This window comes from Phenylobacterium sp., from assembly GCF_965229015.1.
In the GTDB taxonomy this organism is placed as follows: domain Bacteria; phylum Pseudomonadota; class Alphaproteobacteria; order Caulobacterales; family Caulobacteraceae; genus Phenylobacterium.
This window is the reverse complement of record NZ_CBDDIM010000002.1, coordinates 385,422-407,738: the sequence shown is the minus strand read 5'-3', so window position 1 is coordinate 407,738 and position 22,317 is coordinate 385,422. Positions and strand designations below refer to the sequence as shown.

Genomic DNA, 22,317 nt, shown 5'->3' with positions numbered 1-22,317 from the left:
GCCGTCGGGAGGACGGTCGAGTGAGGACCACCCTCGACGCGCTCCTGACGAGGGTTCGACGGAGAGGTCCGGGCGCCCCCTCATCCGACCCTGCTCCGCAGGGCCGCCTTCTCCCGCAAGGGGAGAAGGAACTTATCAGGCGCATCACCCTCGCCCTCATCGCCCTGCTGGGGCTGGAGACGGCGGTGTTCGCCGCCGACGCCCTGCTGCCGCCGGACCTGTCGCGGGCGCGGCGATCCTCGCCGGTGGCGCTGGACCGGCGCGGGGCCTGGTTGCGGGCCCTGCCGGTGGAGGATGGGCGCTGGCGGATCCGGGCCGACCTGTCGCGCACCGACAAGACCTTCCAGCGCCGCCTGGTGGCCGTCGAGGACGCCCGGTTCTGGCTGCATCCCGGCGTCGACCCCTTCGCTGTGGTCCGGGCCGCGGGGTCGGCCCTGGTCCATGGCCGGGCCACCTCGGGCGCCTCGACCCTCACCATGCAGACCGCCCGCCTGCTGGAGCCCCGGCCCAGGACCCTCGGCGCCAAGCTGATCGAGATGATCCGCGCCGTGCAGATCGAGGCGCGGCTCTCCAAGCGCGAGATCCTGGCCCTCTATCTCACCCTGGCGCCCTATGGCGGCAATCTGGAAGGCGTGAGGGCCGCCAGCCTCTCCTATTTCGGCCACGAGCCCGAGACCCTCACCGACAGCGAACAGGCCCTGCTGATCGCCCTGCCCCAGTCGCCGGAGGCCCGGCGTCCCGACCGGCGACCGGAGGCGGCGCGGGCCGCGCGGCGCGGCGTGCTGGACAAGATGGTCCGGGCCCGGCGGCTCACCGAGGTGGAGGCCGGCGAGGCCGAGGGCGATCCCCTGCCCGGCCGCGCCCGCTTCCCGGCCATGGCCTGGCATGTGGCGGGGCAGCTGGCCCGCGCGGCGCCGGCCTCCCAGGCCTCGGTGGTGACCACCATCGATGCGGGCCTGCAGTCGCGGCTGGAGCCGCTCGCCGCCGCGGCCGCCCGCGCCCAGGGGCCGGAGGACACCGCCGCCATCCTGGTGGTGGAGATCGAAAACCGAGCGGTGCGCGCCGCCGTCGGCTCCGGCGGCCTGGATCGCCCCGGCGGCTGGATCGACATGACCCGGGCGATCCGCTCACCGGGGTCTTCGCTGAAGCCCTTCATCTACGGCTTCGCCTTCGACGACGGGATCGCCGCGCCCGACACCCAGATCGACGACGCCCCGCGCCGCTTCGCCGACTATCAGCCGGAGAACTTCGACCGGGTCTTCCACGGCAAGGTCACCGCCCGCGAGGCGCTGTCCCACTCCCTGAACGTGCCCGCCGTCGAGCTGCTGGAGAAGGTGGGGCCGGCCTCCTTCGAGGCGCGGCTGGCGGCGGTGGACGTGACCCTGGTGCGGCCGCGCCGGCAGCTGCGCACGCCGGGCCTGGCCATCGCGCTCGGCGGGGTGGGGATCAGCCTGCGGGACCTGGCGGTGCTCTATGCGGCCCTGGGGGACGGGGGGACCGCCAAGCCGCTCGCCTGGACCGAGGCAGAGGCGACGAAACGTCCGCGCCAGGGCGGCGAGCGGCTGATGCGGCGGGCCGCCGCCACCCAGGTGCTGGACATCCTGCGCGAGACCCCGCCGCCGGCCGGCTCCAGCCCCGCGGCGCTCACCAAGGGCCGGCCGCTGATGGCCTTCAAGACCGGCACCTCCTACGGCTTCCGCGACGCCGTGGCGGCCGGAGTGGTGGGCAAGTACGTGATCCTGGTCTGGACCGGCCGGGCCGACGGCGGGGCCCGCGGCGGCCTGACCGGGCGCGACGCGGCCCTGCCCCTGCTGTTCGACGTCGCCGACCTGCTGGACGCGCCGGCCGCCGCCCCGCGGCCCATCGCGCCGAAGGCCGCGCCCACGGCCCTCCAGCAGCTGGACACCGTGTCGGAAGGCCCGCGCCTGATCTTCCCGCCCGACGGCTCGGCCGTGCAGGTGGAGAGCTTCGGGCCGAAATCCCGCGGCCTGGTCCTGGCCGCCGGCGGCCAGGGCCTCTCCTGGTACATCGACGGCGAGCCCCTGGACCGCGACCCTGTGTCGGGCCGCGTGGTCTGGCGCCCCAAGGGCCCGGGCTTCTACCGCCTGATGGTCATCGACGGCGAGGGGAGGAAGGTCACGGCGCGGGTGCGCGTCCGAGGGAATTGATCGCATCCCCTCAACCGCTCATCCGGCGAACGCCGGGACCCAGATTCAGCTCAGGCCTGCAATCAGGACCCCGTCCGTGTGGTTCGTGGTTCCAACTCTTCAAGCCGCGCGACTGGAGAGGCCCATCAGGTTGTCCACGAACCACACGAACCACACGAACGGCGGGTCACCCCCCGCCGCCCTTGATGCATCTGGGTCCCGGCCTTCGCCGGGATGAGCGGATTTTGGGTTAGGCCGGGACCGCGTCCGGCTGGTTCTCCGGCAGGGCGGCGATGAAGGCGGGGTGCTCGGCGGCGTGGTCGGCCACGGCCAGGATCGAGGGGAAGGCCTCCAGGTCCACATTGAACCGCCGCGCGGAGTAGACCTGCGGGATCAGGCAGCAGTCGGCCAGGCCCGGCTGGTCGCCGAAACAGTAGCCCTGGCCGTACTTGGCGATCATCGGCTCCAAGGTGTTGAAGCCGTCGACCATCCAGCGCTCCATCCACTTCTGGCGCCGCGGCGGGGCCACATCCATGGCCTCGAAGGCGCGCATCACCCGGGTGTTGTTCAGGGGATGGATATCGCAGGCGATGATCATCGCCATGGCCCGCACCCGGGCCCGGTCCAGAGGATCCTTGGGCAGGAAGGCCGGCTCGGGCCGGGTCTCCTCCAGCCACTCCAGGATCGCCAGGCTCTGGGTCATGACGTCGGAGCCGTCGCCCAGGTCCAGGGCGGGGGTCAGGCGCTGCGGATTGACCGCCCGGTACTCGGCCTTGTGCTGTTCGCCGGCCACCAGGTCGACGGGGACATAGGCATAGTCGACGCCCTTCAGCGCCAGGCCGATGCGGACCCGGTACGGGGCGGTGGCGCGCCAGGCGCTATAGAGAGTGAAACCCATCTCAGGACACCTTGAAGCTGAGTTGGCCGACGCCTTCGACCTCGCCCTCGACCTTGTCGCCGGCGACAATGGCGGCGACGCCCTCCGGGGTGCCGGTGAAGATCAGGTCGCCGGGGGCGAGCGTCCAGAGCTTGGAGGCTTCGGCGATGATCTCGGCGACGTTCCAGATCATGTCGGCGACGACGCCCTCCTGGCGAACCGTCCCGTTGACCGAGATGGCGATGCGCCCCTGGGGCGCGGGGCCGGTCCAGGGCTTGATGGCCGAGATCGGCGCCGAGGCGTCGAAGGCCTTGCCGGCCTCCCAGGGCTGGCCCTTGTCCTTGGCGGCGTTCTGCAGGTCGCGGCGGGTCAGGTCGACGCCGACCGCGTAGCCGTAGACCAGGTCCAGGGCGGCCTCGACGGGGACGTTGGCGCCGCCGCCCTTCAGGGCGACCACCAGCTCGATCTCGTGGTGCAGGTTGCCGGTGCGGGGCGGATAGGGGACGGCGCCGCCGGGGGGAACCACGGCGTCGGCGGGCTTGGCGAAGAAGAAGGGGGGATCGCGATCGTCGCCCCCCATCTCGCGGCGGTGGGCGGCGTAGTTGCGGCCCACGCAATAGACGCGGCGGACGGGGAAGAGGGCGCTCGAGCCCTCGACGGGGACACAGGCCTGGGCCGGCGGAGCAAGGACGTATTCGGTCATGGAGCCGCCTTACGCCCGCGCCGTCGGGAAGGGAACCCCGCCCTTCGCGCCGGGGCGCGGAGGGCGGGGCGCGGCGGCGGCTACTTCAGGGAATCGCGCAGGGCCTTGGCCATGTCGTAGTGCTTCTGCACCGCCGGGGCGGTGGCCGCGGCGAAGGCCTTGATGGCCGGGACGTCGCCGTCCTCGGCGTAGCGCTGCATCAGGTTGAGCGCCGACTGGTGGGCGTCGACCTGGTTGTCCATGTAGTTCTTGTCGAAGTCCTTGGCGTCGACCTTGCTCAGGTCGTCGATCTTGGCCTGCAGGTCGGCGGGCAGGGTCGCCGGCGGGGTGATGGTCTGGCCGGAATCGGCGATGGCCTTCTTCAGGTCGGCGGTGGTCTTGGTGTGGGCGGTGATCATTTCGCCGGCGAACTTCTTCACCTCGGCGCTGGTGGCGCGCTTCTGGGCCACCTTGGCCAGCTCCACCTCGAACATGTCGCTGGCGGCGGCCTTGGGCACGAAGTCGGCGGCCGTGGCTTCGTTGGCGGGGGTGGGAACGGTGGCCGCCGGGTTGGCGTCCGGGGTCATGGCCTGTTCGGCCGGGGTGGCGGCGCCTTCGGTCTCGGCCTTCTTGCCGCAGGCGGCGAGGGAGAGGGCGGCGATGCACGCGCCCGCGATCAGCAGATGACGGCTCATGGAGAACTCCTGAGCATTGACAGACAGAGGGCCGGGCGGGTCCAAACGACCGGCTCGCGTCCTTGAAACTCACGGACGCGTGATCTGTTCCGGGGAGCCCGCCATGACCGACACCGCCGCCCAAGGACCGCTGAAGGACCTCGTGGTCATCGAGATGGGCACCCTGATCGCCGGCCCTTTCGCCGGCCAGATCCTGGGGGACTTCGGGGCCCGGGTGATCAAGATCGAGGACCCCAGGGTGGGGGACCCCATGCGCCAGTGGGGCCGCAGCCTGCCCCAGGGGCTATCGCCCTGGTGGCCGGTGATCGGGCGCAACAAGCAGTCGGTGGGCCTGGACCTGCGCACCCCGGAGGGCCGGGAGATCGCCAAGACCCTGATCGCCAAGGCCGACATCCTGATCGAGAACTTCCGCCCTGGCACGATGGAGAAATGGGGCATGGGCTATGAGGCCCTGTCGGCCACGAACCCCGGCCTGATCATGGCCCGGGTCTCGGGGTTCGGCCAGACCGGGCCCTACGCCAGCCGCGCCGGCTATGGCCTGATCGGCGAGGCCATGGGCGGCCTGCGCCACGTCACCGGCGAGCCCGACCGGCCCCCGGCCCGGGCCGGCATCTCCATCGGCGACAGCCTGACGGCCATGCACGCGGTGATGGGGATCACCATGGCCCTGCACCACCGGGCCAATACCGGCCGCGGCCAGATGCTGGACGTCGCCCTCTATGAGAGCGTGCTGGCGGTGATGGAGAACCTGGTCACCGAGTACGACCTGACCGGCTATGTCCGCGAGCGGTCGGGCTCGATCCTGCCCGGCATCGCCCCCTCCAATGTCTATCCGTGCGCCGAAGGCGAGATGATCCTGATCGGCGGCAATGGCGACACCGTCTTTGCCCGCCTGGCCCAGACCATGGGCAAGCCGGAACTGGCCAAGGACCCGAAGTTCGTCGACCACGCCGCGCGGGGCGTGAACCAGGCCGAGCTGGACGCGATCATCGCCGACTGGACCAAGGACTTCGCCCTGCCCGACCTGCTGGCCCTGCTGGAGGCCGACGGCATCCCCTCGGGTCGGGTCTTCCGCGCGCCGGACATGCTGGAGAACGAACAGTTCAAGGCCCGTGGCGCCATCGTGGAGACCGACCATCCGGTGTTCGGCAAGATCAAGATGCAGAACGCCTTCCCCAAGATGTCCGAGACCCCCGGCAAGGTCCGCTGGCCGGGCCCGACGCTGGGCCAGCACACCGACGAGGTGCTGACGGGCCTGGCGGGCCTGAGCGCGCAACAGGTGGCGGAGCTGCGGGCCAAGGGCATAGTCTAGAGGCTCACGCCGGAGGCTTGGCCATGACCGATATTCCCGAGGACGCCTGGAAGCACACCGGGGTCCGCGTGGTCCCCGGCGACCAGCTCGACACCAACACCCCCCAGACTCCCGGCATGGACCGGGCCGCGGCGATCAACTTCGCCAGGGTTGGAGCCCAGAAGCTCTGGGCCGGTACCGTCCATATCCACCCCGACGCCAAGACCGGCGCGCACCATCACGGGCCGCTGGAGAGCGTCATTTATGTGCTGAAGGGTCGGGCGCGGATGCGCTGGGGCGAGAAGCTGGAATTCACCGCCGAGGCCGGGCCCGGCGACTTCATCTATGTGCCGCCCTATGTGCCGCACCAGGAGATCAACGCCTCGGCCGACGAGACCCTGGAATGCCTGCTGGTGCGCAGCGACAGCGACGCGGTGGTGGTGAACCTGGACATCGAGCCGGCGGAGCGCCCCGAGGGCGTGGCCTGGGTCGATCCGATCCACAGGGCGCCGGGCTAACCCGCCGCGGAATAGCGCTCCACCAGCTTCACCAGGGCGTCCTCCAGGCCGGGATCGGTCAGCACCGGCGAAGCCTCCAGCACCGCGGCGCGGATCACCCCGATCACCGCGCGGCTGATGACGAAGCGATCCAGCCGGTCGCCGGGATGGCGTTCGATCAGGCGGTTGGTGGTCTTCTCCTCGGCGGGGATGAGTTCGGTCGCCAGGATCGCCTTCAGGCAGGCCCGGCGCGTGGCGGGGCGGTCGGCCATGATGGCGATCTGGGTGCGGATCGCCAGGCGGGCGCTGGAGACCCCGTCCGGGCCGGCCGCGGCGATCAGTTGCTCGCGCACCTTGGCGTTCTCGGCCAGCGCCATGGCCACCAGGATCGACTGCTTGTCGGCGTGGTACTGATAGAGCGTGCCGATGCTGATCCCCGCGCGCCGGGCGATGGCGTTGGTGGTGAGCGCGCCCTCCCCCTGCCCCTCCAGAATCTGAGCTGTCGCCTCGAAGATGGCCGCCTGGGTCGCGACGGACCGGGCCTGCCTCGGTTGGCGGCGTTGGGATTGCGCCATGGACTTGAGGGTCTCCTCCGAAGGCGAGTAGCCAAATATGAGCTTAGCTCGGATTGTCGGCGCCTCAACAGTGGAGGTTTCTGAATGACCTGGGCGACGGAACGACTGGACGCGTTGAAGGCGGGCGACACCAATGTGCCGCCGGTGGTGACCACCCTGAGGCTGGGGACCCTGGACGACTGGGGGCCCGGCTGGGTGCGCAAGGTGTGGACCCCGGAGCCGGAAATCCTCAACCGCGACGGCTCGATGTTCGGCGGACACCTGGCGGCCCTGGCCGACCAGATCATGGCCTTCGCCGCCCTGACGGTGATCCCCGAGGAGAACTATTTCCGCACCATCAATCTGCAGATGACCTTCGCCAAGGTGGGCCGCGCCCATCCGCTGACCATCGAGGGGCGGGTGACGGCCACCACCCGCCAGCTCATCAACGTCGAGGCCGACTTCCGCCGCGACGACGGCGCCCTGATCGCCCGGGCCGCCGCCCAGCAGATCCTGACGCCGAAGGTCGCCGGCTGACAGGGACGGGCGCGGGCTCTAGGCTGGCCTGCTTGCCAAGGAGCCCCGATGCCCACCGCCCACGTCAACGGCCTGGACCTCTATTACGAGCGCGCGGGGGCGGGCCCGCCCCTGCTGTTCATCTCCGGCACCGGCGGCGACCTGCGCAACAAGCCCAACCAGTTCGACGGCCCCCTGCCCAAGGCCTTCGACATGGTCTCCTACGACCAGCGGGGCCTCGGTCGCTCGGACAAGCCCGACCTGGCCTATACGATGGCCGACTACGCCGACGACGCCGCGGCCCTCATGGAGGCGCTGGGCCTGGATAAGGCCCATGTCATCGGGGTCTCCTTCGGGGGCATGGTGGCCCAGGAGCTGGTGCTGCGGCATCCGAGCCGCGTCGACCGCCTGGTCCTGGCCTGCACCTCGCCGGGCGGGGCCGGCGGGGCCTCCTTCCCCTTCCACGAGATCGAGCACCTGAAGGGGGAGGCCCGCGCCAAGCACCTGATGCCGATCTCCGACACCCGCCGGGACGCCGCCTGGGCGGCGTCCAATCCTGAACTCTACGCCCAGTTCGTGGCCATGGGGGCGAGCGACCCCTTCGAGGGCGAGCCGGGCCGGGAGATGGGGGCGCGGCGACAGCTGGAGGCCCGGGCCCATCACGACACCTGGGAGCGGCTGGGCCAGATCACCGCCCCCACCCTGATCGCGGCGGGCCGCTATGACGGCATCGCCCTGCCGGAAACCCAGGAGAAGCTGGCCGGCCGCATCAAGGGCGCGACCCTGCGGTTCTTCGAGGGCGGCCACCTGTTCATGATCCAGGATCGCACCGCCACGGCGGCGATGATCGCCTTCCTGAAGGGCGAGGCGGTCTAGCTCGCCAGGAGGGCGGAGACCGCGGCGGCCACCTGGGTGACGTCGTAGGGCTTGCGAATGATGGGGGCGTCGAAGCCCAGAGGCGCGCCGGCGGAGTCGCCGTAGCCGGTGGCGAAGACGAAGGGAATGCCGCGGGCGGCCAGGGCCTCGGCCACCGGGGTCACCGACAGGCCGTTGAGATTGGCGTCCAGCACCGCGGCGTCGATGTGGCCATCCAGCAGGGCCATGGCCTCGGCCAGCTCATAGGCCGGGCCCACCACCTCGGCGCCAGCCTCCGACAGCCCCGTCTCCAGCTCCAGGGCCAGCAGCACCGCGTCCTCGACGATCAGCACGCGGGAACCGCGCAGATTGGTGGGGCCGCGCGCCGTGGGGGCGGTCTCGAACACCCGCATCACCGGCGCCTCGGGCACGGTGTCGGGGCGATCGACGATGGTCTGCGGGCCGGCGGTGATCCGCACACGGACCCCGGCGGCGCGGAACTCGGGCTCCACCTCGCCATTCAGCTCGCGGCCGGTGACCTGGGCCAGCAGGGTGGAGCCGAACCCCTTGCGGGCCGGAGGCGAGACCGGCGGCCCGCCGCTCTCGCTCCAGATCAGCTCGAAGCCGCCGCCCGCCAGCTTGGTCCAGCGCAGGTCGACCCGGCCGGCCTCGGTGGACAGGGCGCCGAACTTCACCGCATTGGTGGCCAGCTCGTGCAGGGCGAGAGACAGGGCGTTGGCGGCGCGCGGAGTCAGGAAGAGCTCGGGACCTTCCCAGCGGGTCTGGCCCGGCGCCAGCCCCCCCAGCTCGGCGGCCGCCAGGTGGGCGATGGCCGCGCCGCGCCAGCGGGCGGCGGTGAGCAGCTCGTTGGCCGCCCCCATGGATTTCAGCCGCCCGGCGAAATTGGAGAGGAAGCTTTCCAGGGAGGTGGTGCGCTTGGCGGTCTGGTAGGCCAGCACCTGGACCGCGGCGAGGACGTTCTTCACCCGGTGGTCCAGTTCGGCCATCAGGGTGCGGCGCTGATCCTCCTCGGCGTGGGTCTCGCTGATGTTCTGAACGACGCCGCAGATCGAGGTGACGGCGCCGCTTTCGTCGGTCACCTGGATGCCCGCGTTGCGAATCCACATCGGCTCCCGGTGGGGCAGGAGCAGCCGGTACTCCGTCTCATAGCGTCCGTCGGCCGCCACGGCCGCACGGACGTCCCGCAGCACCCGCTCGCGGTCCTCGGGATGCAGGGTCTCGAAGAGCGCTTCACCTTGGCGGGCGGGCTGCTCGCCGGCGGGAAGGCCGGTGATGACAGACATGCGGTCGCTGACGATGAAGCGGTCCCGGACGAGGTCCCACTCGAACTCGCCCAGCCTCGCGGCCTGCAGCGCCAGGTCCAGACGCTCGCGATCCAGGTTCAGGCCGGTGGCCTTGGCGCTCATGCCGGGGATCATAGATCGGGGTTCGCGTCGAAGCGACAGGAACCATGGGTTGAGTCATCGTTTCCATGACTCATTTTGTGCCGGCGCGCCGGCTTTGCGCCGGCCCGGAACCGGCCTAAGATACGCCGCGTTGAGGCCGTGCTGCCCGCGCCCGCAAGTCCTGCGGGGGCTACCCCATTTTCTGGAGATCCTGAATGCCCGCGAACGCCGTCGACCGCACCGCCCAGGAAGCCAAGGCGGCCGCCGCCTCGGTGGCCGAAGCCGCGACCCAGCTCGCCAGCCAGGCCGAACGGACCTTCTCGGAGGCCTCCAAGCGCTTTGAAAAGGTCGTGGCCGAGGGCCTCGAGCAGGTCCGCGCCCAGAGCCGCACCTATGCCGACAACGCCGGCGAACACCTCGACGAAGCCCAGCGCTATGTCGTCGAGCGGGTCCGCGAACGTCCGCTGATGGCGGCCGGCACCGCGCTTGGCGTCGGCCTGCTGGTCGGCCTGCTGCTCGCCAGCGGCCGCAACCGTTGATCCTGAAGAAGGCGCTGCTCTACGTTTCGGCCGTCTCCGCGCTCGCCGCGGCGGCGGCCGTCTGCGTCGTCGCCCTGGCCTTCGCCCTCTACGCCGCGGTTCTGCCGATGGCCGGGCCCGCCTGGGCCGCCGTCGCGGTGGCCGGGGCCGCGGCCCTGCTCATGGGACTCTGCGCCCTGGTCCTGCTGGTCAAGGCCCATCCGCCCAAGTTCGGCAAGCAACCCGAAGAGCGCGACATCCTGACCAAGATGATCGACCTGGCCCGCGAGAAGCCGATCGTGGCGGCCAGCGCCATCCTCGCCGCTGGCGCGGTGGCGCTGCGCAACCCCAAGATCGTGGCCACCCTGCTGGCCACGGCCATGGCGACCCGCTCGGCGGGCGGCGCCTCGTCGAAGAAGAAATAACGAACCCGAGGCGGGGTTGAGGGTTTGGAAGGGGACCGGCGCTCGCGCCGCCCCTCCAGACCCGGAATCCCGCCATGTTCGAACTCCCGCCCCTGCCCTACGACCACGCGGCCCTGGAGCCGGTGATCTCGCGCGCCACGATGCACCTGCATCACGACAAGCATCATCAGAAGTACGTCGACACCACCAACGAGCTGCTGGCCAAGGCCGGCCGCGCGCCGGCCAGCCTGGAGGCGGTGGTCCGCGAGGCCGCCGGCGACCCCGCCTCCGCCAAGCTGTTCAACAACGCCGCCCAGGCCTGGAACCACACCTTCTTCTGGACCGCCATGAGCGCGCGCCGCCAGGCGCCCGAAGGCGCCCTGGCCCAGGCGATCACCCGGGACTTCGGCGGACTCGACGCCCTGAAGACCGCCTTCGTGACGGAGGGCGCCGGCCACTTCGGCTCGGGCTGGGTGTGGCTGGCCGCCGAGGGCGAGGCGCTCAAGGTGCTTTCCACCCACGACGCGGCGGACCTTCTGATCCAGGGCGGCCTGACCCCCCTGCTGGTCTGCGACCTCTGGGAGCACGCCTATTATCTGGACCACAAGAACGACCGCGAGGGCTTCCTGAAGGCCTGGTTCGACGCCCTGCCCGACTGGAGCTTCGCCGCGAGCCAGTACGCCGCGGCCCGCGGCGAGGGCAAGGCCTGGACCCATCCGGCGCCCGACACCGTTTCAGGTGGAACGGCTGCGCTTGGCGCACGTTCGAACTAGGTACGCAAACACCTATGGAGCTTCACCCATGCTGAGCTGGGCCCTGACCTTCCTGGTGGTCGCCTTGATCGCCGGCCTCCTCGGCTTCACCTCCATCGCGGGCGCCGCGATGGGTGTGGCCAAGATCCTGTTCTTCGTCTTCCTGGTGCTGTTCGTGGTCAGCCTCGTCATGCACCTCGTCCGCGGTCGAAGCGTCTAGCGACGCCACCCCTGGACGAACGCCGAAAGCGCGCCTCCGACCTGGTCGGGGGCGCGTTTCGCGTTGAGGCTCAGCGCCGCGCCAGCGACCAGGTGCGGGAGGGCTCGAACTTCGATCCGGTCCAGGCCAGGGCCTGGACACGCATCTCCTCCGCGTCGGTCTCGATGAGGTTGAAGCCCGGCGGCACCCCCCGCTCGCGCACCGACAGAGTGCCAGCCCCGGCCGCATAGGTATGGCCGTCGCCATAGCCGTAGGGCCAGGTGAAGGGGGCGTGGATATGGCCGCTCAGCACCAGGTCGATCCCGGCCTCCGCGAAGGCCTGGGCGGCGGCCTCGCCGCGCCAGACCTTGCCGGTCATCGGCCCGCCGATCATCTCGGTGAGGGGGTGGTGGCAGACAACGATCCGCAGGGCGTCGGCGGGCGCCTGGGCGAACCAGGCCAGGGCCTCGGCCACCTGGTTCTGCGAGATCTGGCCCTTGGACCAGTTGGCCCGGGGCTGCACCCCGCGGGCGGTGTTGAGCCCATAGACCGCCAGGCCCGGCGCCAGGTGGGTCTGGAAGCGGGCCCGGCCGATGGCGCGCTCATAGCGGGCGAAGGGGGTGAAGAGGCGGTCGACCCAGGCCAGGTAGGGGGCGTCGTGATTGCCAGGCGTCACCAGGCGCGGCTTGGGCAGGGTCTTCAGCCAGGCGGCGGCGGAGACGAACTCCTGGGTCTCGCCAAAGCGGGTCAGGTCGCCGGACACCACCACCAGGTCCAGGGGCTCGGCCGCCAGCCAGGCCGAGGCCGCGGCCACCGCCTGCGGGTTCTCGCCGCCGAAATGGATGTCCGACAGATGGGCGATGCGCATCAGGAGCCGGCCCGGGCGGTCGTCTCGGCCAGGGTTTCCCGCGCCTTCGTGTCGGCCTTGCGCGGCGGAGCGAGGACGCGGGCCACCTCGTTCTTCCACACCACCTGGACGCTGGCGCTGAGCCGGGCCGGCTCGCCGTCCAGCACGGCGGGCACGCCGCTGGAGGCCCAGACACGGGCGCGGCGGCAGGCGATCGCTTCCACCGAGGGATCGTCGCGCCAGTTCCCCATGACGCTGTGCAGGCCCAGGCGCAGGGCCTCGGCGACCCCGGCCGGATCCAGGGCCGCGGCCTCCAGGCACTGGGCGTCGTCGTCGAGGGCGCGCGAGGCGATCGGGCACATGAAGCTCATGGCCTCGGCCTTGCCGCGGGGCCCGCCGTCGAGGCTGTAGCGGAGGCGGCCGGAGAAGGCGCGGCGCCAGGCCCGCCGGGCGCGGTGGAAGGCGACCAGCGGACGGCCCTCGCGCACCGCCTCGCGGGCGGGCGCCAGCAGGGCGGCCGAGCCGAGGATGGCGGCCACCAGGAACATCCGCCCCTCCACCTCGCCGCCGCCGATCACCCGCTCCTCCCCGTGCTCCAGGGTGTCGCGCAGGGCGGCTTTCCAGTCGGTGGTCCCGTAGATGGCCTTGGGCAGCATGTTCATGGTGCCGCCGGGCAGGGGGGCGATCAGGGGGCCCTTCACGCCGCACAGCTCGGCGGCGGCCCGGGCGGTGCCGTCGCCGGCCAGGATCACCAGCAGGTCCGGCCCCCGGTCGATGGCCGCCTGCAGGCATCCGGTGACATCGCCGTTCTCGGGCACGCAGACGTTCGCCCGGTCGCCGAATTCGGCCAGGATGGCGCGCGCCTCGTCAGGCGCGGCCGGCCCGACACTGCCCGAGGCGGTGTTGGCGATCAGCTCGATGGTTCGGATCTTCCCCCCCACGAGACGCTCAGCTCTCGGTGTCGGGGCTGGTCTTGGACTTCAGGCTGGCGCCGGCGTCCTTCAGGGCCGCGCCGGCGTCGTCGGCGGCGTTCAGCACCACCGGCTCGGCGCGGTTGGCGGCCACCGCCAGGCCCTGGTCCACCAGGTCGCCGCTGCGGGCGAAGGAGCCTTCCTTGGCCGCCAGGGCCAGGACCACCCCGCCGACCATGGCCGCGGCCACCGTCAGGGTCATCATGATGGGATGGCGCTTGCGGGCCTTGCGTTCGTCGCGGCGGCCGCGCTCATAGGCGGCGCGGGCCTCGTGGTCGGCCTCGGCCACGGTCTCGACCTCGTTCGAACGATGGATGGGACGTTTCCACAGCATGGTCGCAATCTCCGGTCGTTTCCTTGGACTCAACGAAACGGTAGAGGCTGTCGAGGGTTCCGGTGACGACGGGCGGCGAACGGGAAGCTTCGCCGCGCGTTGCGCAACATGGAGGGCGGTCGCGGCGATGGGCTGCGGCGGCCTCCTCCCTAGGGGTATGGGCTGATGGCGACTGTACGTGGACTTGGCGCGGCCGTTCTGGTGCTGGCTCTGATGGGGTCGGGGTGCACGACCCTGAGCAACGCCCGCGACCGGATCGTCAAGCGCGAGGCGACCTGCCCGGACGTGACCGTCCAGATCTATTTCGAGCCCGACTCCGCCGAGGTCACCGACGAGGGCCGCGCGGTGATCCGCGCCGCCGCCGACCAGGCCAAGACCTGCAAGGTCGACGGGGTGGCCGTCCTGGGCCTGGCCGACGCCAAGGGCGCGCCGGGCGCCAATATGGAGCTGTCCAAGCGCCGCGCCGCCGCGGTGAGCCAGGCGCTCATCGCCACCGGCCTGCCGGCCGCCGAGCTCGACCTGAAGGCCGTGGGCCAGGCCGGCTCCACCACCGCTGACGGCGACACCCGGCCCCTGCGCCGCCGCGCCGACCTGGTGCTGAAGCTCTCCACCCCGCGCCGGTAGGGACCTGGCCGGCCGACCAGGCGCTGGTCGGCCGGAACGCACAAAGGAAGAGGCGGGCCCGGGAGGCCCGCCTTGATAGTTTGTGCACATCGAGAATGGGGGTGCGGAGGCGGCAGACCGGCATATGCGCCGGCCTCAAGTCGGGGGGGGCGTCGCCGCCTCCGCAAATATCAAACTCGCGCCCGAATCCTTTGTTCCCGTTCCGCGCGAGTTTTTTGGAAAATTATTTCGCCGCCAGATCGACGGCCGGCATCGAGTCGAACTCCGCCTTGCTGAGGGGAATGACGAAGCGTTCGCCCTCGGGCTTCAACGCCTTGTAGGGCAGGCTGCGGGGTCCGGCGGCGCGCGCGCCCTTGGGCTGGACCAGCACCTGGACCGGACGGCCGTCGGCGCCGGTGATCACCTTGGCGATGGTCCCCAGCACAGCGCCGTCGGCGGCGCGGACCTCGCGACCCTCGAGGGCCGGCGCGGACTGCGCCAGGGCGAGGCCGGCGAAGGTCAAGGTCAGGCCGACGGCGAGACCGGCGGCGATAAGGTGTCGGGACTTGATCATGGCGCTCATCAGATAGGAGACCGGTGGCCTCATTGCGACCCATCCTGGGCCCGCGGGCCTGAACGGGCGATGAGCGGGAACAGCAGCAGGTTTTCGGCGTTTGCCAAGATGCGGGCGTCCGGCTCGCGCTGACATCGGGGGTTCCCATGATCCGCGGCTATCAAGCCTCAAATGGCGGTCTGGTCCTGTTCACCGCGCCCACCGAACGCCAACGCCAGTCGCGCCGCCGCGGCGCGGCCCTGGCCGTCATCCTCGGAGTCGCCTTCGCCGGCGGCCTGATCGGACAGCTCAGCAGCGCCCACGACACCGGCCGGCCCACGCCCCCCGGCCCGTTCAGCTATTTCCCGAATTAGTAAAGGAGCCGACCCATGGCCGTCCTGAGCCGCAATTCCACCCATCCCGTTCTCAACGCCACCCGCGCCCGCCAGGGCCGGCTGGGCCGCCACGTGTTCTGGGTGCTACTGGTCTCCACAGCCCTGGCCGCCATGGCCCTGTTCGGCGCCTGGACCTGGCAGGCCGACGACCTGGCCTCCACCGAGGTCAACAACGCCAAGCAGCCCGCCGACGCCCAGGCCTTCGACATGGGCGCGCCGGCCCCGGCCACTCAGCAGACCTCGCCCACCCCCGCGCCCTGAGGGCCGGGCTCCGCGCCAAAGCAAGACGGCCGCCCCATGGGGCGGCCGTCTTCATGAGCGGATCTTCGATTTGTCGCGGCCCTAGAGCACCGACTGTCCGCGCACCGCGCGGATGACGAAGCTCGCCACCAGCAGGACGAGGAAGATCACGAACAGCACCTTGGCCACGGTGGCGGCGAGACCCGCCAGCCCGACGAAGCCCAGGAGACCCGCCACGATGGCGAGGATGGCGAAGGTCAAGGCCCAGCCCAGCATGTGGCGACTCCGTCGCAGGAACACTGCGCCGCCCGACGCGGCGCCTGAAACGACAACGCCGGCGCGAGGCCGGCGTTCCGCTTCGGTGAGGGTCCGAAAATCTAGGCCGCCTGGCGGGCGTTCCTGGGGTGGAAGAACAGCGCCTGGCCGATCGCCGCCTTCACCGTTTCCGGCTGGAAGGGCTTGGTGATCAGGAAGGTGGGTTCGGGGCGTTCGCCGGTCAGCAGCCGCTCGGGGAAGGCGGTGATGAAGATCACCGGCACGTCGTAGCGGGCCAGGATGTCCTTGACCGCGTCGATGCCGGAGGAACCGTCGGCCAGCTGGATGTCGGCCAGGACCAGGCCCGGCACCTTGCGGTTCACCGCGTCCACCGCCTCGGTGCGGGTGGCGGCGATGTCGACCACGGTGTGGCCCAGCTCGGTCACCAGCGCCTCGATGTCGGCGGCGATCACCGGCTCGTCCTCGATGATCAGGACGTCGGTGGCCAGCTCGGCATCGATCTCGGCCTGGGCTTCGCTGATGAGGGTCTCCACCTCGGAGAAGTCGGCGCCCAGGATCTGGGCGGCCTCCGAGGGGGTGAAGCCCTCCAGGGCGGTGAGCAGGAAGGCCTGGCGCGAGCGCGGGGCGATGCGCATCAGGCGGCCGCTGGCGTCGTCGCCGCCGCCGTCCCGGGGCTCAAGCTTGGCGCCGGTGGTGAGCCAGATGGCATGGAACACATGATAGAGCGCCACGCGGGGGGTCAGGTTGGCCTCCAGCACCCGTTCGCCCGCGGCCAGGGCCTCCAGGGCGACGCGGACATAGTGGTCGCCCGTGGTCTGGTCGCCGGTGAGGGCGCGGGCGTAGCGGCGCACATAAGGCAGGTGCGGCGCCAGTCGGGCTAGAAGACTCAAGGTGATACCCTCCCCGTTCGAGAAACACGCGACCGCATCGGGAAACACCCGACAGCGCTCATCATAACGCCGGAAACGTCGCTGTGGGGAACCGGTTCCCTTGGGCGGGCGTTTTCTCCATTCTAGACCATGGGGTTTCAGGCTCAGCGTCCTGAAAGAGATGAAGACGAGCTCAGATCCGTGATCTGCGAACGGTGCGAGCGCCGGAAAAGCGGCGGCGGGGCGTCGCGCTTAAGGGGGTTGATCATGGGAACCGGAATCGGAGCGGGGCGTTGACGGGCGACGATGACCATTCGAGGGGGCAAGCCCCGCGCAAGCGGAGCGCCGAGGACATGATCGAACAAACACCCAATGAGGAGCGCCGCAAGACATCGGCGGCTCTCGACGAGGCGAGGCTCCGGCAACAGGCGATCGGGGTGCGTCTGCGACAGATGTTCGACGAGGTGGTCAACGAGCCGGTCCCCGACGAATTCCTCGACATCCTGCGCAAGGCCGACAAGCGTTCCTCGGAGAAGGGCTGATGTCGGAGGCTGCATCCAAGCATGCCGACCGCGATCCCGCCGACGACGAGGCGTTCAAGCGCGAGCTGGTCAAGCTGATCCCGCACCTTCGGGCCTTCGCCCGCACCCTGGCCGGGGAGCCGGCCGGCGCCGACGACCTGGCGCAGGACGCCATGATGAAGGCCTGGGACGCCCGGGCCAGCTTCCAGATGGGCACCAACATGAAGGCCTGGACCTTCATGATCCTGCGCAACCAGTTCTATTCCGAGAAGCGCCGCTCCTGGCGTCAGAGCCAGCTCGACCAAGAGGCGGCAGAACGCACCCTGGTGGCGGTGGACGATCCCGAGGCGCCGGTCGCCCTGGACGAGCTGCGGATGTCCCTGGCCATGCTGCCGGCCGAACAGCGCGAGGCGCTGGTCCTGGTGGGCGCTGGCGGCTTCGCCTACGAGGAGGCCGCCGAGATCTGCAATTGCGCGGTGGGCACCGTGAAGAGTCGGGTCAGCCGGGCGCGCCGCGCCCTGCACGCCATCCTCGACGACGGGAGCTATGAGCGCGATGGTGGGGCCGCAGGCGACGCCATGCGCTCCATCCTCGCGGACGCGGAGCGGCTCTCAAGCGCCCGCTAGGCGACGGGCGTAACATGAACACCTCCCCCTGGGGCTCTTTGTCGACGATCCGGGTGCGCCTGACCGCCGCCCTGGCGGCCGCCCTGTTGCCGGTGCTGATCCTGGGCGCCATCCAGTCCTCCATGGCCTTCCGCCGCGAGGGCGAGATCGTGCGACAGAACCTGGCCGCCGCCGCCGAACGCAGCGCCGCCACGGCGCGGGCCCGGATGGAGGCCGCCGACATCCTGCTGGAGACCCTGGCGCCGGCCTCAGTGGGCTTCCAGTGCGCCCAGCGCCTGGCCGAGGTGACCCGGCGCATTCCCGGCTACGCCAACCTGATCCGTTTCGACCGCCGCGGCCGCGTGGCCTGCGCGGCCGGCGACGTGCCCCTCGACACCCTGCGCGGCGAGCGTCCCTGGTTCAAACAGCTGCAGACCGGCGACAACCTGGTGGTCACCCGCGACCCCGGGGCGGTCTACGCCCGGGAACCGGCCCTGATGGCGGCGGTGCGCGCCACCGATCCGCGGGTCGGCTTCGACGGCGCCCTGGTGGCGGTGATCACCTTACGGAGCCTGGCCCCGCGCCTGGCCGACCGCTCCCTCCCCGACGAGGCGGAGGTGGCCCTGGCCGACAGGCAGGGCCGATACATGAACTTCACCGACGGCCAGGCCTTCCCCGACCTGCCGCCCGCCTGGCGGACCCGGGCCGACGCCAAGGGCTCGGTGGTCTGGTACGCCAAGGATCGCCGCGGCGACCGCCGGGTCTATTCCGCCGCCCCCCTGGTGGGGGACGACCTCTATGTGATCCTCTCGGCCAAGAGCCAGGGCCTGTTCTCCTGGGCGCGGCTCAATCCCCTCACCGGCCTGCTGTTCCCGATCCTGGCCTTCGTCCTGGCCCTGCTGGCGGTGCTGGTGGTGACCGAGCGGGTGGTGATCCGCTGGATCGCCTATCTGCAGCGGATCGCCGCCCTCTACGCCCGCGGCCGGCTCAGCGTGCGTCCGATCCAGGCCGAACAGGCGCCGCCGGAGATCCGCGACCTGGCCGAGACCCTGGAGCAGATGGCCGACGCCATCGTCGGGCGCGACGCCACCCTGCGCGACAACCTGGCCCAGAAGGACGCGCTGATGCGCGAGATCCATCACCGGGTGAAGAACAACCTGCAGGTCATCTCCTCCCTGCTGAACATGCAGCAGCGGGCGCTCAGCGATCCGGCGGCCCGGGCGGCCATGTCCGACACCCGCCAGCGGATCACCGCGCTCGCCCTGATCTACCGCGCCCTCTACCAGGGCCCGGATCTGAAGAAGGTCGACCTGCGGCCCTTCCTGGAGGAGCTCACCGCCCAGCTGGTGGCCGCCGACTCCCTGCACGGCGCCCCGGTGCGCACCGAGCTGCACGTCGACGCCCTGGTGATCGACCCTGACCGCCTGGCGCCCCTGGCCCTGTTCACCGTCGAGGCCATCACCAACGCCCAGAAGCACGCCTTCGCCGGCCGCGGGGGCACGCTGACCGTCACCTTCTCGGTGGACGGCGAGGAGGCCAAGCTGGAGATCAGCGACGACGGGGCCTCCAGCAACGAGGTGCTCACCGCCTCGGGGGTGGGCCGCACTCTGATGACCGCCTTCGCCCGTCAGCTGCGCGGCCGCAGCGAACTGGTGCGCAATGAATCGGGCGGCGTGACCGTGCGGCTCGTCTTCCCGACGCCCGGCGTGGAAAATACAGTCAAGCCTGAGCCCCAGGAAGGGAACCAGGCGGCGGCCTGACCGTTCGTCTCCCGCAAGTTCAACAATCCCCCGGGGAGACTAAACCCAATGCGTAAGATCGCTCTGCTGGCCGTCGTGGCCGCCACCTTCGCCATTTCCGCCTGCAACACCCTGTCGGGCGCCGGCCGCGACGTCTCGGCCGCCGGTTCGGCCGTGACCACCACCGCCGAAGACGCCAAGCACTAAGCTTCGACCCCTTACCGGGTTCGGAAGCCCCGCCGCACCTCGTGCGGCGGGGTTTTTCGTGAGCGTCAGTCGCCGCCGAACCAGACGAAGACCCGGTTCAGCCTCTGCCCCATGGCCGCCAGCGTCCCGGTCAGCACCGGCTCCTCCTCGCCGCCAGCCTGGACGCGCTCCAGGGCCTTGGCGTCCAGCTGGCCCTCGAAGCTCACCTCCCCGAGCACCGCGTCCTCCCCGTAGAAGCTGAGCTGGTCGGCGGTGACGCGATAGGCCTTGGGCAGCACCCGCCGGCTGACCTCGTGGTAGGGCTGGCCGAGCTCGTTCTCCCGCTCCGGGCTGGTGACGTCGTCGAACTCCAGCATCACCGGGGCGTAGTTGGGCGAGACCCTCTGGCCCTTCTCATAGCTGGCGAACTCCTCGGCGGTCCCCAGGTGCAGCTCCCGCAGCTGGAAGTTCCCGAACTGCACCGGCGCCTTGGCGAAGTAGTAGCCGAACAGGTCCACGCCGGGCTGATGGAAGAAGCCGGTGAGGTGCGCGGCCGGCGCCGGCGTGGCGGGCGGCCCCGGCGGTGGGACGGGGGCCGTCGGCTGTCCGGGGGAGACCGGCGCGGAGGCCTCCTGGCTCGGCTTGTTGCACGAGGCGAGCGCCAGGCCGGCGGTGAGCACGGCGGCGGTTGCGGACAGTCGGCGCATTCGGATCCCCCCAGGATTGGTCAGGGCGATCCTAGACCGTTGTGGCTCCGCCTGTCAGGCGGCGGCGCGAAAGGAAGGGTTCCGGGCGTAGAGGCCCGGCCGGCCGCTCACCGGCTGGAAGGCCTCCGACAGGCCCGTGGCGGTCTCGCCCAGGCCCAGGAACAGGAAGCCGTCGGGACTGAGCGCCCGGGCCAGGTTCTCCAGCAGGCGGGCGCGCATGGGTTCCACCAGGGCGTTCAGGACATAGCGGCAGAAGATGACGTCGAAGCGCCCGGCCGCCGAGAGGTCGGCCACCAGGTTGATGCGCCGCCAGCGGACCATCTGACGGATGCGCGGGCTGAGCGCCCACATCTCCTCGGCCTTCTCGAAGTGGCGCACCAGCTGGCGGATCGGCAGGCCGCGCTGGATCTCGAACTGGGTGTAGAGGCCGCTTTGGGCCTTCTCCAGGGCGCGCTCCGACAGGTCCGAGGCGAACAGCTCCAGCCGCGCGCCCGGGATCAGGGCCCGCTGGTCGTCGATGGTCATGGCCAGGGAATAGACCTCCTGGCCCGAGCCGCAGGCCGCGCTCCAGATGCGGATCGGCTCGCCGTCGCGCAGCCGCGCCAGGGTGGGCAGGATCTCGTCGCGGAACAGGTTGAAGGGCGTGCGGTCGCGGAAGAAGGCGGTCTCGCTGGAGGCCATGGACTCCACGATGGCCCAGGCCAGGCGATCCTCGCGCTTGGCGCGCAGGGTCGCGATCATCTCGTCGATGGAGCCGAAGTTCTCACGGCGGGCCACGGGGCCCAGCCGGCTCTCCAGCAGGTAGTCCTTGGCGGGGTCGACGTGCAGGCCGGCCCGCGCGCCGCAGAGTTGGACCACGAGATCCTTGTCCTCGGGCCTCATGCCAGTCCGACCTCGGCGAACTTCGAGGCGATGATGTCGCCGTCGAAGGGCTTCATGATGTACTCGTCGGCGCCGCAGTCCAGCGCCTCGCGGATGCGTTCGACGTCGTTCTCGACGGTGCAGAACACCACGGTGGGCTTGTCCCCGCCCGGCTCCAGCCGCAGGTGGCGCAGGAACTCGATCCCCGTCATCACCGGCATGTTCCAGTCCAGCAGGATCGCGTCGGGCATGGCCGCGCGGCACCAGGCGAGCGCCTCCATCCCGTCGGACGCCTCGGCGATCTCGAAGCCGATGTCCTCCAGGATTCTGCGGGCGACCTTGCGGATCACCCGGCTGTCGTCAACGACGAGGCAGGTCTTCAACGGGGCACTCCAACCGTAGGCGAATCTTCTCGCGCGCGGTTGGTTAAGGAGGCGTGTTAACCGGGCGGAAATTCACATTCGCGCGCGACTTGGCCGCAGTCCGGATCAGGCCGGGATGCTGGCGGCGAAGGTGACCTTTTCCTCGCCCACATCGGCGAAGATCCGCCCGCCGGCGTCGGTCATGAACAGGTGCACGTAATAGGCCTGGACCCAGTGGCCGTGCAGCCCGTCGCCCATGGCCTCGCCCCGCAGGCCGTCCAGCACCTCGGCCCGCAGCCGGGCGCGGGGACCGACCGCCTCGACGGCGATGACGACGAAGGCGCCTTCCTCCACCGCGCGGATCTTGGCCACGCCGCCCGTGGGCAGGGCGGCGCCGGCCATCTGGGCCAGGTTCAGGATGGCGCGGGCCGCTGGCTTGTTGAGGGAGGCCGGCTCCACCTGCCAGTCCAGCTCGGCGCGCATGTGGGCGAAGATCCCCTGGGCCAGCTTGGCCAGCTCGCGCGCGTCGAAGGTCTCGGCGGTGGCCGAGGCGCCGAAGGCCACGCGGGTGAAGGACAGCAGGTCGGCCAGCTTGCGGGCGCTGGCCGAGATCAGGCTCATGGCGTCCTCGCGCATGTCCTGGGCGCTGGGATCCTCCAGCAGGTCGAGGCCCGAGACGATGGCGCTGGCCGGGCTGATGAAGTCGTGACACATGCGCGCGGCCAGATAGGCGGCCACCTCGGCGGTGCGCGGCACGGCCTTGGCGGGCGGCTCGGCGGGGGCCTGCGGCTCGGGAGTCTGTTCGGGCTCGGTCATAAGGCCCTGAACTTGGCCTGATTTGGCGCTTTGGCAAAC

At 70.9% G+C, this 22,317-nt stretch carries 31 protein-coding genes; 16 read left to right on the top strand and 15 right to left on the bottom strand.

Translation table 11 applies throughout. From position 1 onward, the window contains the following. Positions 1 to 20: 20 nt before the first annotated feature. Positions 21 to 2,168 (top strand): penicillin-binding protein 1C, encoded by a 2,148-nt coding sequence (pbpC, locus tag ACO06I_RS18285; RefSeq protein ID WP_421934051.1) that lies wholly within the window; start codon positions 21 to 23, stop codon positions 2,166 to 2,168. A 229-nt stretch (positions 2,169 to 2,397) separates the two neighbouring features. Here pbpC and maiA read toward each other — a convergent pair whose 3' ends face one another. The 3 genes from maiA to ACO06I_RS18270 form a co-directional block, all read right to left on the bottom strand. Then, positions 2,398 to 3,045: a maleylacetoacetate isomerase gene (gene maiA, locus ACO06I_RS18280; RefSeq protein WP_421934050.1), complete on the bottom strand. Its 648-nt coding sequence runs from the start codon at positions 3,043 to 3,045 to the stop codon at positions 2,398 to 2,400. Position 3,046: 1 nt separating this feature from the next. Then, entirely contained in the window at positions 3,047 to 3,727 is a 681-nt protein-coding gene (locus ACO06I_RS18275; protein ID WP_421934049.1) for a fumarylacetoacetate hydrolase family protein, read from the bottom strand. Between the two features lie 80 nt (positions 3,728 to 3,807). Continuing rightward, positions 3,808 to 4,401: a DUF4142 domain-containing protein gene (locus ACO06I_RS18270; protein WP_421934048.1), complete on the bottom strand. Its 594-nt coding sequence runs from the start codon at positions 4,399 to 4,401 to the stop codon at positions 3,808 to 3,810. 103 nt (positions 4,402 to 4,504) lie between these two features. On the opposite strand from ACO06I_RS18270, the gene ACO06I_RS18265 reads away from it, so the two are divergent. Both ACO06I_RS18265 and ACO06I_RS18260 read left to right on the top strand, forming a co-directional pair. After that, entirely contained in the window at positions 4,505 to 5,713 is a 1,209-nt protein-coding gene (locus ACO06I_RS18265) for a CaiB/BaiF CoA transferase family protein (RefSeq protein WP_421934047.1), read from the top strand. Positions 5,714 to 5,736: 23 nt separating this feature from the next. Further along, positions 5,737 to 6,210, top strand: a complete 474-nt coding sequence (locus tag ACO06I_RS18260) for a cupin domain-containing protein (RefSeq protein WP_421934046.1) — start codon at positions 5,737 to 5,739, stop codon at positions 6,208 to 6,210. On the opposite strand, the gene ACO06I_RS18255 is transcribed toward ACO06I_RS18260, so the two are convergent. Continuing rightward, on the bottom strand, positions 6,207 to 6,764 hold the full coding sequence (locus tag ACO06I_RS18255) for a TetR/AcrR family transcriptional regulator (protein WP_421934045.1): 558 nt from the start codon (positions 6,762 to 6,764) through the stop codon (positions 6,207 to 6,209). The two genes, ACO06I_RS18260 and ACO06I_RS18255, sit on opposite strands and share 4 nt — an antisense overlap. A gap of 84 nt (positions 6,765 to 6,848) precedes the next feature. Here ACO06I_RS18255 and ACO06I_RS18250 point away from each other — a divergent pair, with 84 nt between their 5' ends. Together ACO06I_RS18250 and ACO06I_RS18245 are read left to right on the top strand one after the other, a co-directional pair. Beyond that, positions 6,849 to 7,280, top strand: a complete 432-nt coding sequence (locus tag ACO06I_RS18250; RefSeq protein WP_421934044.1) for a PaaI family thioesterase — start codon at positions 6,849 to 6,851, stop codon at positions 7,278 to 7,280. Between the two features lie 48 nt (positions 7,281 to 7,328). After that, positions 7,329 to 8,135, top strand: a complete 807-nt coding sequence (locus tag ACO06I_RS18245) for an alpha/beta fold hydrolase (protein ID WP_421934043.1) — start codon at positions 7,329 to 7,331, stop codon at positions 8,133 to 8,135. Here the strand turns inward: ACO06I_RS18245 and ACO06I_RS18240 are convergent. Further along, positions 8,132 to 9,541: an HWE histidine kinase domain-containing protein gene (locus tag ACO06I_RS18240; protein ID WP_421934042.1), complete on the bottom strand. Its 1,410-nt coding sequence runs from the start codon at positions 9,539 to 9,541 to the stop codon at positions 8,132 to 8,134. The genes ACO06I_RS18245 and ACO06I_RS18240 overlap by 4 nt on opposite strands. A 194-nt stretch (positions 9,542 to 9,735) precedes the next feature. Between ACO06I_RS18240 and ACO06I_RS18235 the strand changes: the two genes are divergently transcribed. The 4 genes from ACO06I_RS18235 (at position 9,736) to ACO06I_RS18220 (ending at position 11,414) form a co-directional block, all read left to right on the top strand. Next, entirely contained in the window at positions 9,736 to 10,059 is a 324-nt protein-coding gene (locus ACO06I_RS18235) for a glycine zipper domain-containing protein (protein WP_421934041.1), read from the top strand. Continuing rightward, positions 10,056 to 10,463, top strand: a complete 408-nt coding sequence (locus ACO06I_RS18230) for a hypothetical protein (protein WP_421934040.1) — start codon at positions 10,056 to 10,058, stop codon at positions 10,461 to 10,463. The genes ACO06I_RS18235 and ACO06I_RS18230 overlap by 4 nt, the downstream gene beginning before the upstream one ends. Before the next feature lie 74 nt (positions 10,464 to 10,537). Beyond that, positions 10,538 to 11,215 (top strand): superoxide dismutase, encoded by a 678-nt coding sequence (locus ACO06I_RS18225; RefSeq protein ID WP_421934039.1) that lies wholly within the window; start codon positions 10,538 to 10,540, stop codon positions 11,213 to 11,215. 28 nt (positions 11,216 to 11,243) lie between these two features. Further along, the gene (locus tag ACO06I_RS18220) at positions 11,244 to 11,414 is read left to right on the top strand and encodes a DUF1328 domain-containing protein (RefSeq protein ID WP_215338125.1); all 171 of its coding nucleotides are present in this window, start codon (positions 11,244 to 11,246) and stop codon (positions 11,412 to 11,414) included. A gap of 70 nt (positions 11,415 to 11,484) precedes the next feature. Here the strand turns inward: ACO06I_RS18220 and ACO06I_RS18215 are convergent, their stop codons facing one another. Genes ACO06I_RS18215 through ACO06I_RS18205 form a run of 3 tightly spaced genes read right to left on the bottom strand, consistent with a single transcriptional unit; the run spans position 11,485 to position 13,545 of the window. Continuing rightward, complete coding sequence (locus ACO06I_RS18215) at positions 11,485 to 12,261, bottom strand: metallophosphoesterase family protein (RefSeq protein ID WP_421934038.1); 777 nt, start codon at positions 12,259 to 12,261, stop codon at positions 11,485 to 11,487. After that, positions 12,261 to 13,181, bottom strand: coding sequence for a diacylglycerol/lipid kinase family protein (locus ACO06I_RS18210; RefSeq protein ID WP_421934037.1), 921 nt, complete (start codon positions 13,179 to 13,181; stop codon positions 12,261 to 12,263). The genes ACO06I_RS18215 and ACO06I_RS18210 overlap by 1 nt, the downstream gene beginning before the upstream one ends. Positions 13,182 to 13,188: 7 nt before the next feature. Next, complete coding sequence (locus ACO06I_RS18205) at positions 13,189 to 13,545, bottom strand: hypothetical protein (RefSeq protein ID WP_421934036.1); 357 nt, start codon at positions 13,543 to 13,545, stop codon at positions 13,189 to 13,191. 165 nt (positions 13,546 to 13,710) lie between these two features. Between ACO06I_RS18205 and ACO06I_RS18200 the strand changes: the two genes are divergently transcribed. After that, positions 13,711 to 14,169: an OmpA family protein gene (locus ACO06I_RS18200; RefSeq protein WP_421934035.1), complete on the top strand. Its 459-nt coding sequence runs from the start codon at positions 13,711 to 13,713 to the stop codon at positions 14,167 to 14,169. Positions 14,170 to 14,392: 223 nt separating this feature from the next. Here ACO06I_RS18200 and ACO06I_RS18195 read toward each other — a convergent pair whose 3' ends face one another. Then, entirely contained in the window at positions 14,393 to 14,755 is a 363-nt protein-coding gene (locus ACO06I_RS18195) for a PRC-barrel domain-containing protein (RefSeq protein ID WP_421934034.1), read from the bottom strand. A gap of 113 nt (positions 14,756 to 14,868) precedes the next feature. On the opposite strand from ACO06I_RS18195, the gene ACO06I_RS18190 reads away from it, so the two are divergent. Both ACO06I_RS18190 and ACO06I_RS18185 read left to right on the top strand, forming a co-directional pair. After that, positions 14,869 to 15,075 carry a hypothetical protein gene (locus tag ACO06I_RS18190; RefSeq protein ID WP_421934033.1) on the top strand — a complete coding sequence of 69 codons (207 nt, stop codon included), beginning with the start codon at positions 14,869 to 14,871 and terminating at the stop codon, positions 15,073 to 15,075. A gap of 15 nt (positions 15,076 to 15,090) precedes the next feature. Further along, positions 15,091 to 15,357 carry a hypothetical protein gene (locus tag ACO06I_RS18185; protein WP_421934032.1) on the top strand — a complete coding sequence of 89 codons (267 nt, stop codon included), beginning with the start codon at positions 15,091 to 15,093 and terminating at the stop codon, positions 15,355 to 15,357. Between the two features lie 81 nt (positions 15,358 to 15,438). On the opposite strand, the gene ACO06I_RS18180 is transcribed toward ACO06I_RS18185, so the two are convergent. After that, the gene (locus ACO06I_RS18180) at positions 15,439 to 15,612 is read right to left on the bottom strand and encodes a DUF1328 domain-containing protein (protein ID WP_304701840.1); all 174 of its coding nucleotides are present in this window, start codon (positions 15,610 to 15,612) and stop codon (positions 15,439 to 15,441) included. A 101-nt stretch (positions 15,613 to 15,713) separates the two neighbouring features. Then, entirely contained in the window at positions 15,714 to 16,502 is a 789-nt protein-coding gene (locus ACO06I_RS18175) for a response regulator (protein WP_421934031.1), read from the bottom strand. Positions 16,503 to 16,834: 332 nt separating this feature from the next. Between ACO06I_RS18175 and ACO06I_RS18170 the strand changes: the two genes are divergently transcribed. Genes ACO06I_RS18170 through ACO06I_RS18155 form a run of 4 tightly spaced genes read left to right on the top strand, consistent with a single transcriptional unit; the run spans position 16,835 to position 19,553 of the window. Beyond that, positions 16,835 to 17,023 (top strand): NepR family anti-sigma factor, encoded by a 189-nt coding sequence (locus ACO06I_RS18170; protein WP_421934030.1) that lies wholly within the window; start codon positions 16,835 to 16,837, stop codon positions 17,021 to 17,023. Next, entirely contained in the window at positions 17,023 to 17,628 is a 606-nt protein-coding gene (locus tag ACO06I_RS18165; RefSeq protein WP_421934029.1) for a sigma-70 family RNA polymerase sigma factor, read from the top strand. The genes ACO06I_RS18170 and ACO06I_RS18165 overlap by 1 nt, the downstream gene beginning before the upstream one ends. A gap of 14 nt (positions 17,629 to 17,642) precedes the next feature. Beyond that, the gene (locus tag ACO06I_RS18160; RefSeq protein WP_421934028.1) at positions 17,643 to 19,367 is read left to right on the top strand and encodes a sensor histidine kinase; all 1,725 of its coding nucleotides are present in this window, start codon (positions 17,643 to 17,645) and stop codon (positions 19,365 to 19,367) included. Positions 19,368 to 19,415: 48 nt separating this feature from the next. Beyond that, entirely contained in the window at positions 19,416 to 19,553 is a 138-nt protein-coding gene (locus ACO06I_RS18155; RefSeq protein ID WP_304701844.1) for an entericidin A/B family lipoprotein, read from the top strand. A 65-nt stretch (positions 19,554 to 19,618) separates the two neighbouring features. Here the strand turns inward: ACO06I_RS18155 and ACO06I_RS18150 are convergent, their stop codons facing one another. The 4 genes from ACO06I_RS18150 to chpT all read right to left on the bottom strand — a co-directional run bounded on the left by ACO06I_RS18150 (position 19,619) and on the right by chpT (position 22,278). Next, a complete protein-coding gene (locus ACO06I_RS18150; RefSeq protein WP_421934027.1) occupies positions 19,619 to 20,239 on the bottom strand; it encodes a hypothetical protein in 621 nt (206 codons plus the stop codon). Positions 20,240 to 20,293: 54 nt separating this feature from the next. Continuing rightward, positions 20,294 to 21,121, bottom strand: a complete 828-nt coding sequence (locus tag ACO06I_RS18145; RefSeq protein ID WP_421934026.1) for a CheR family methyltransferase — start codon at positions 21,119 to 21,121, stop codon at positions 20,294 to 20,296. Next, positions 21,118 to 21,483 carry a response regulator gene (locus ACO06I_RS18140; protein WP_421934025.1) on the bottom strand — a complete coding sequence of 122 codons (366 nt, stop codon included), beginning with the start codon at positions 21,481 to 21,483 and terminating at the stop codon, positions 21,118 to 21,120. The genes ACO06I_RS18145 and ACO06I_RS18140 overlap by 4 nt, the downstream gene beginning before the upstream one ends. A gap of 105 nt (positions 21,484 to 21,588) precedes the next feature. Continuing rightward, the gene (chpT, locus tag ACO06I_RS18135) at positions 21,589 to 22,278 is read right to left on the bottom strand and encodes a histidine phosphotransferase ChpT (protein ID WP_421934024.1); all 690 of its coding nucleotides are present in this window, start codon (positions 22,276 to 22,278) and stop codon (positions 21,589 to 21,591) included. Between the last annotated feature and the right edge of the window lie 39 nt (positions 22,279 to 22,317).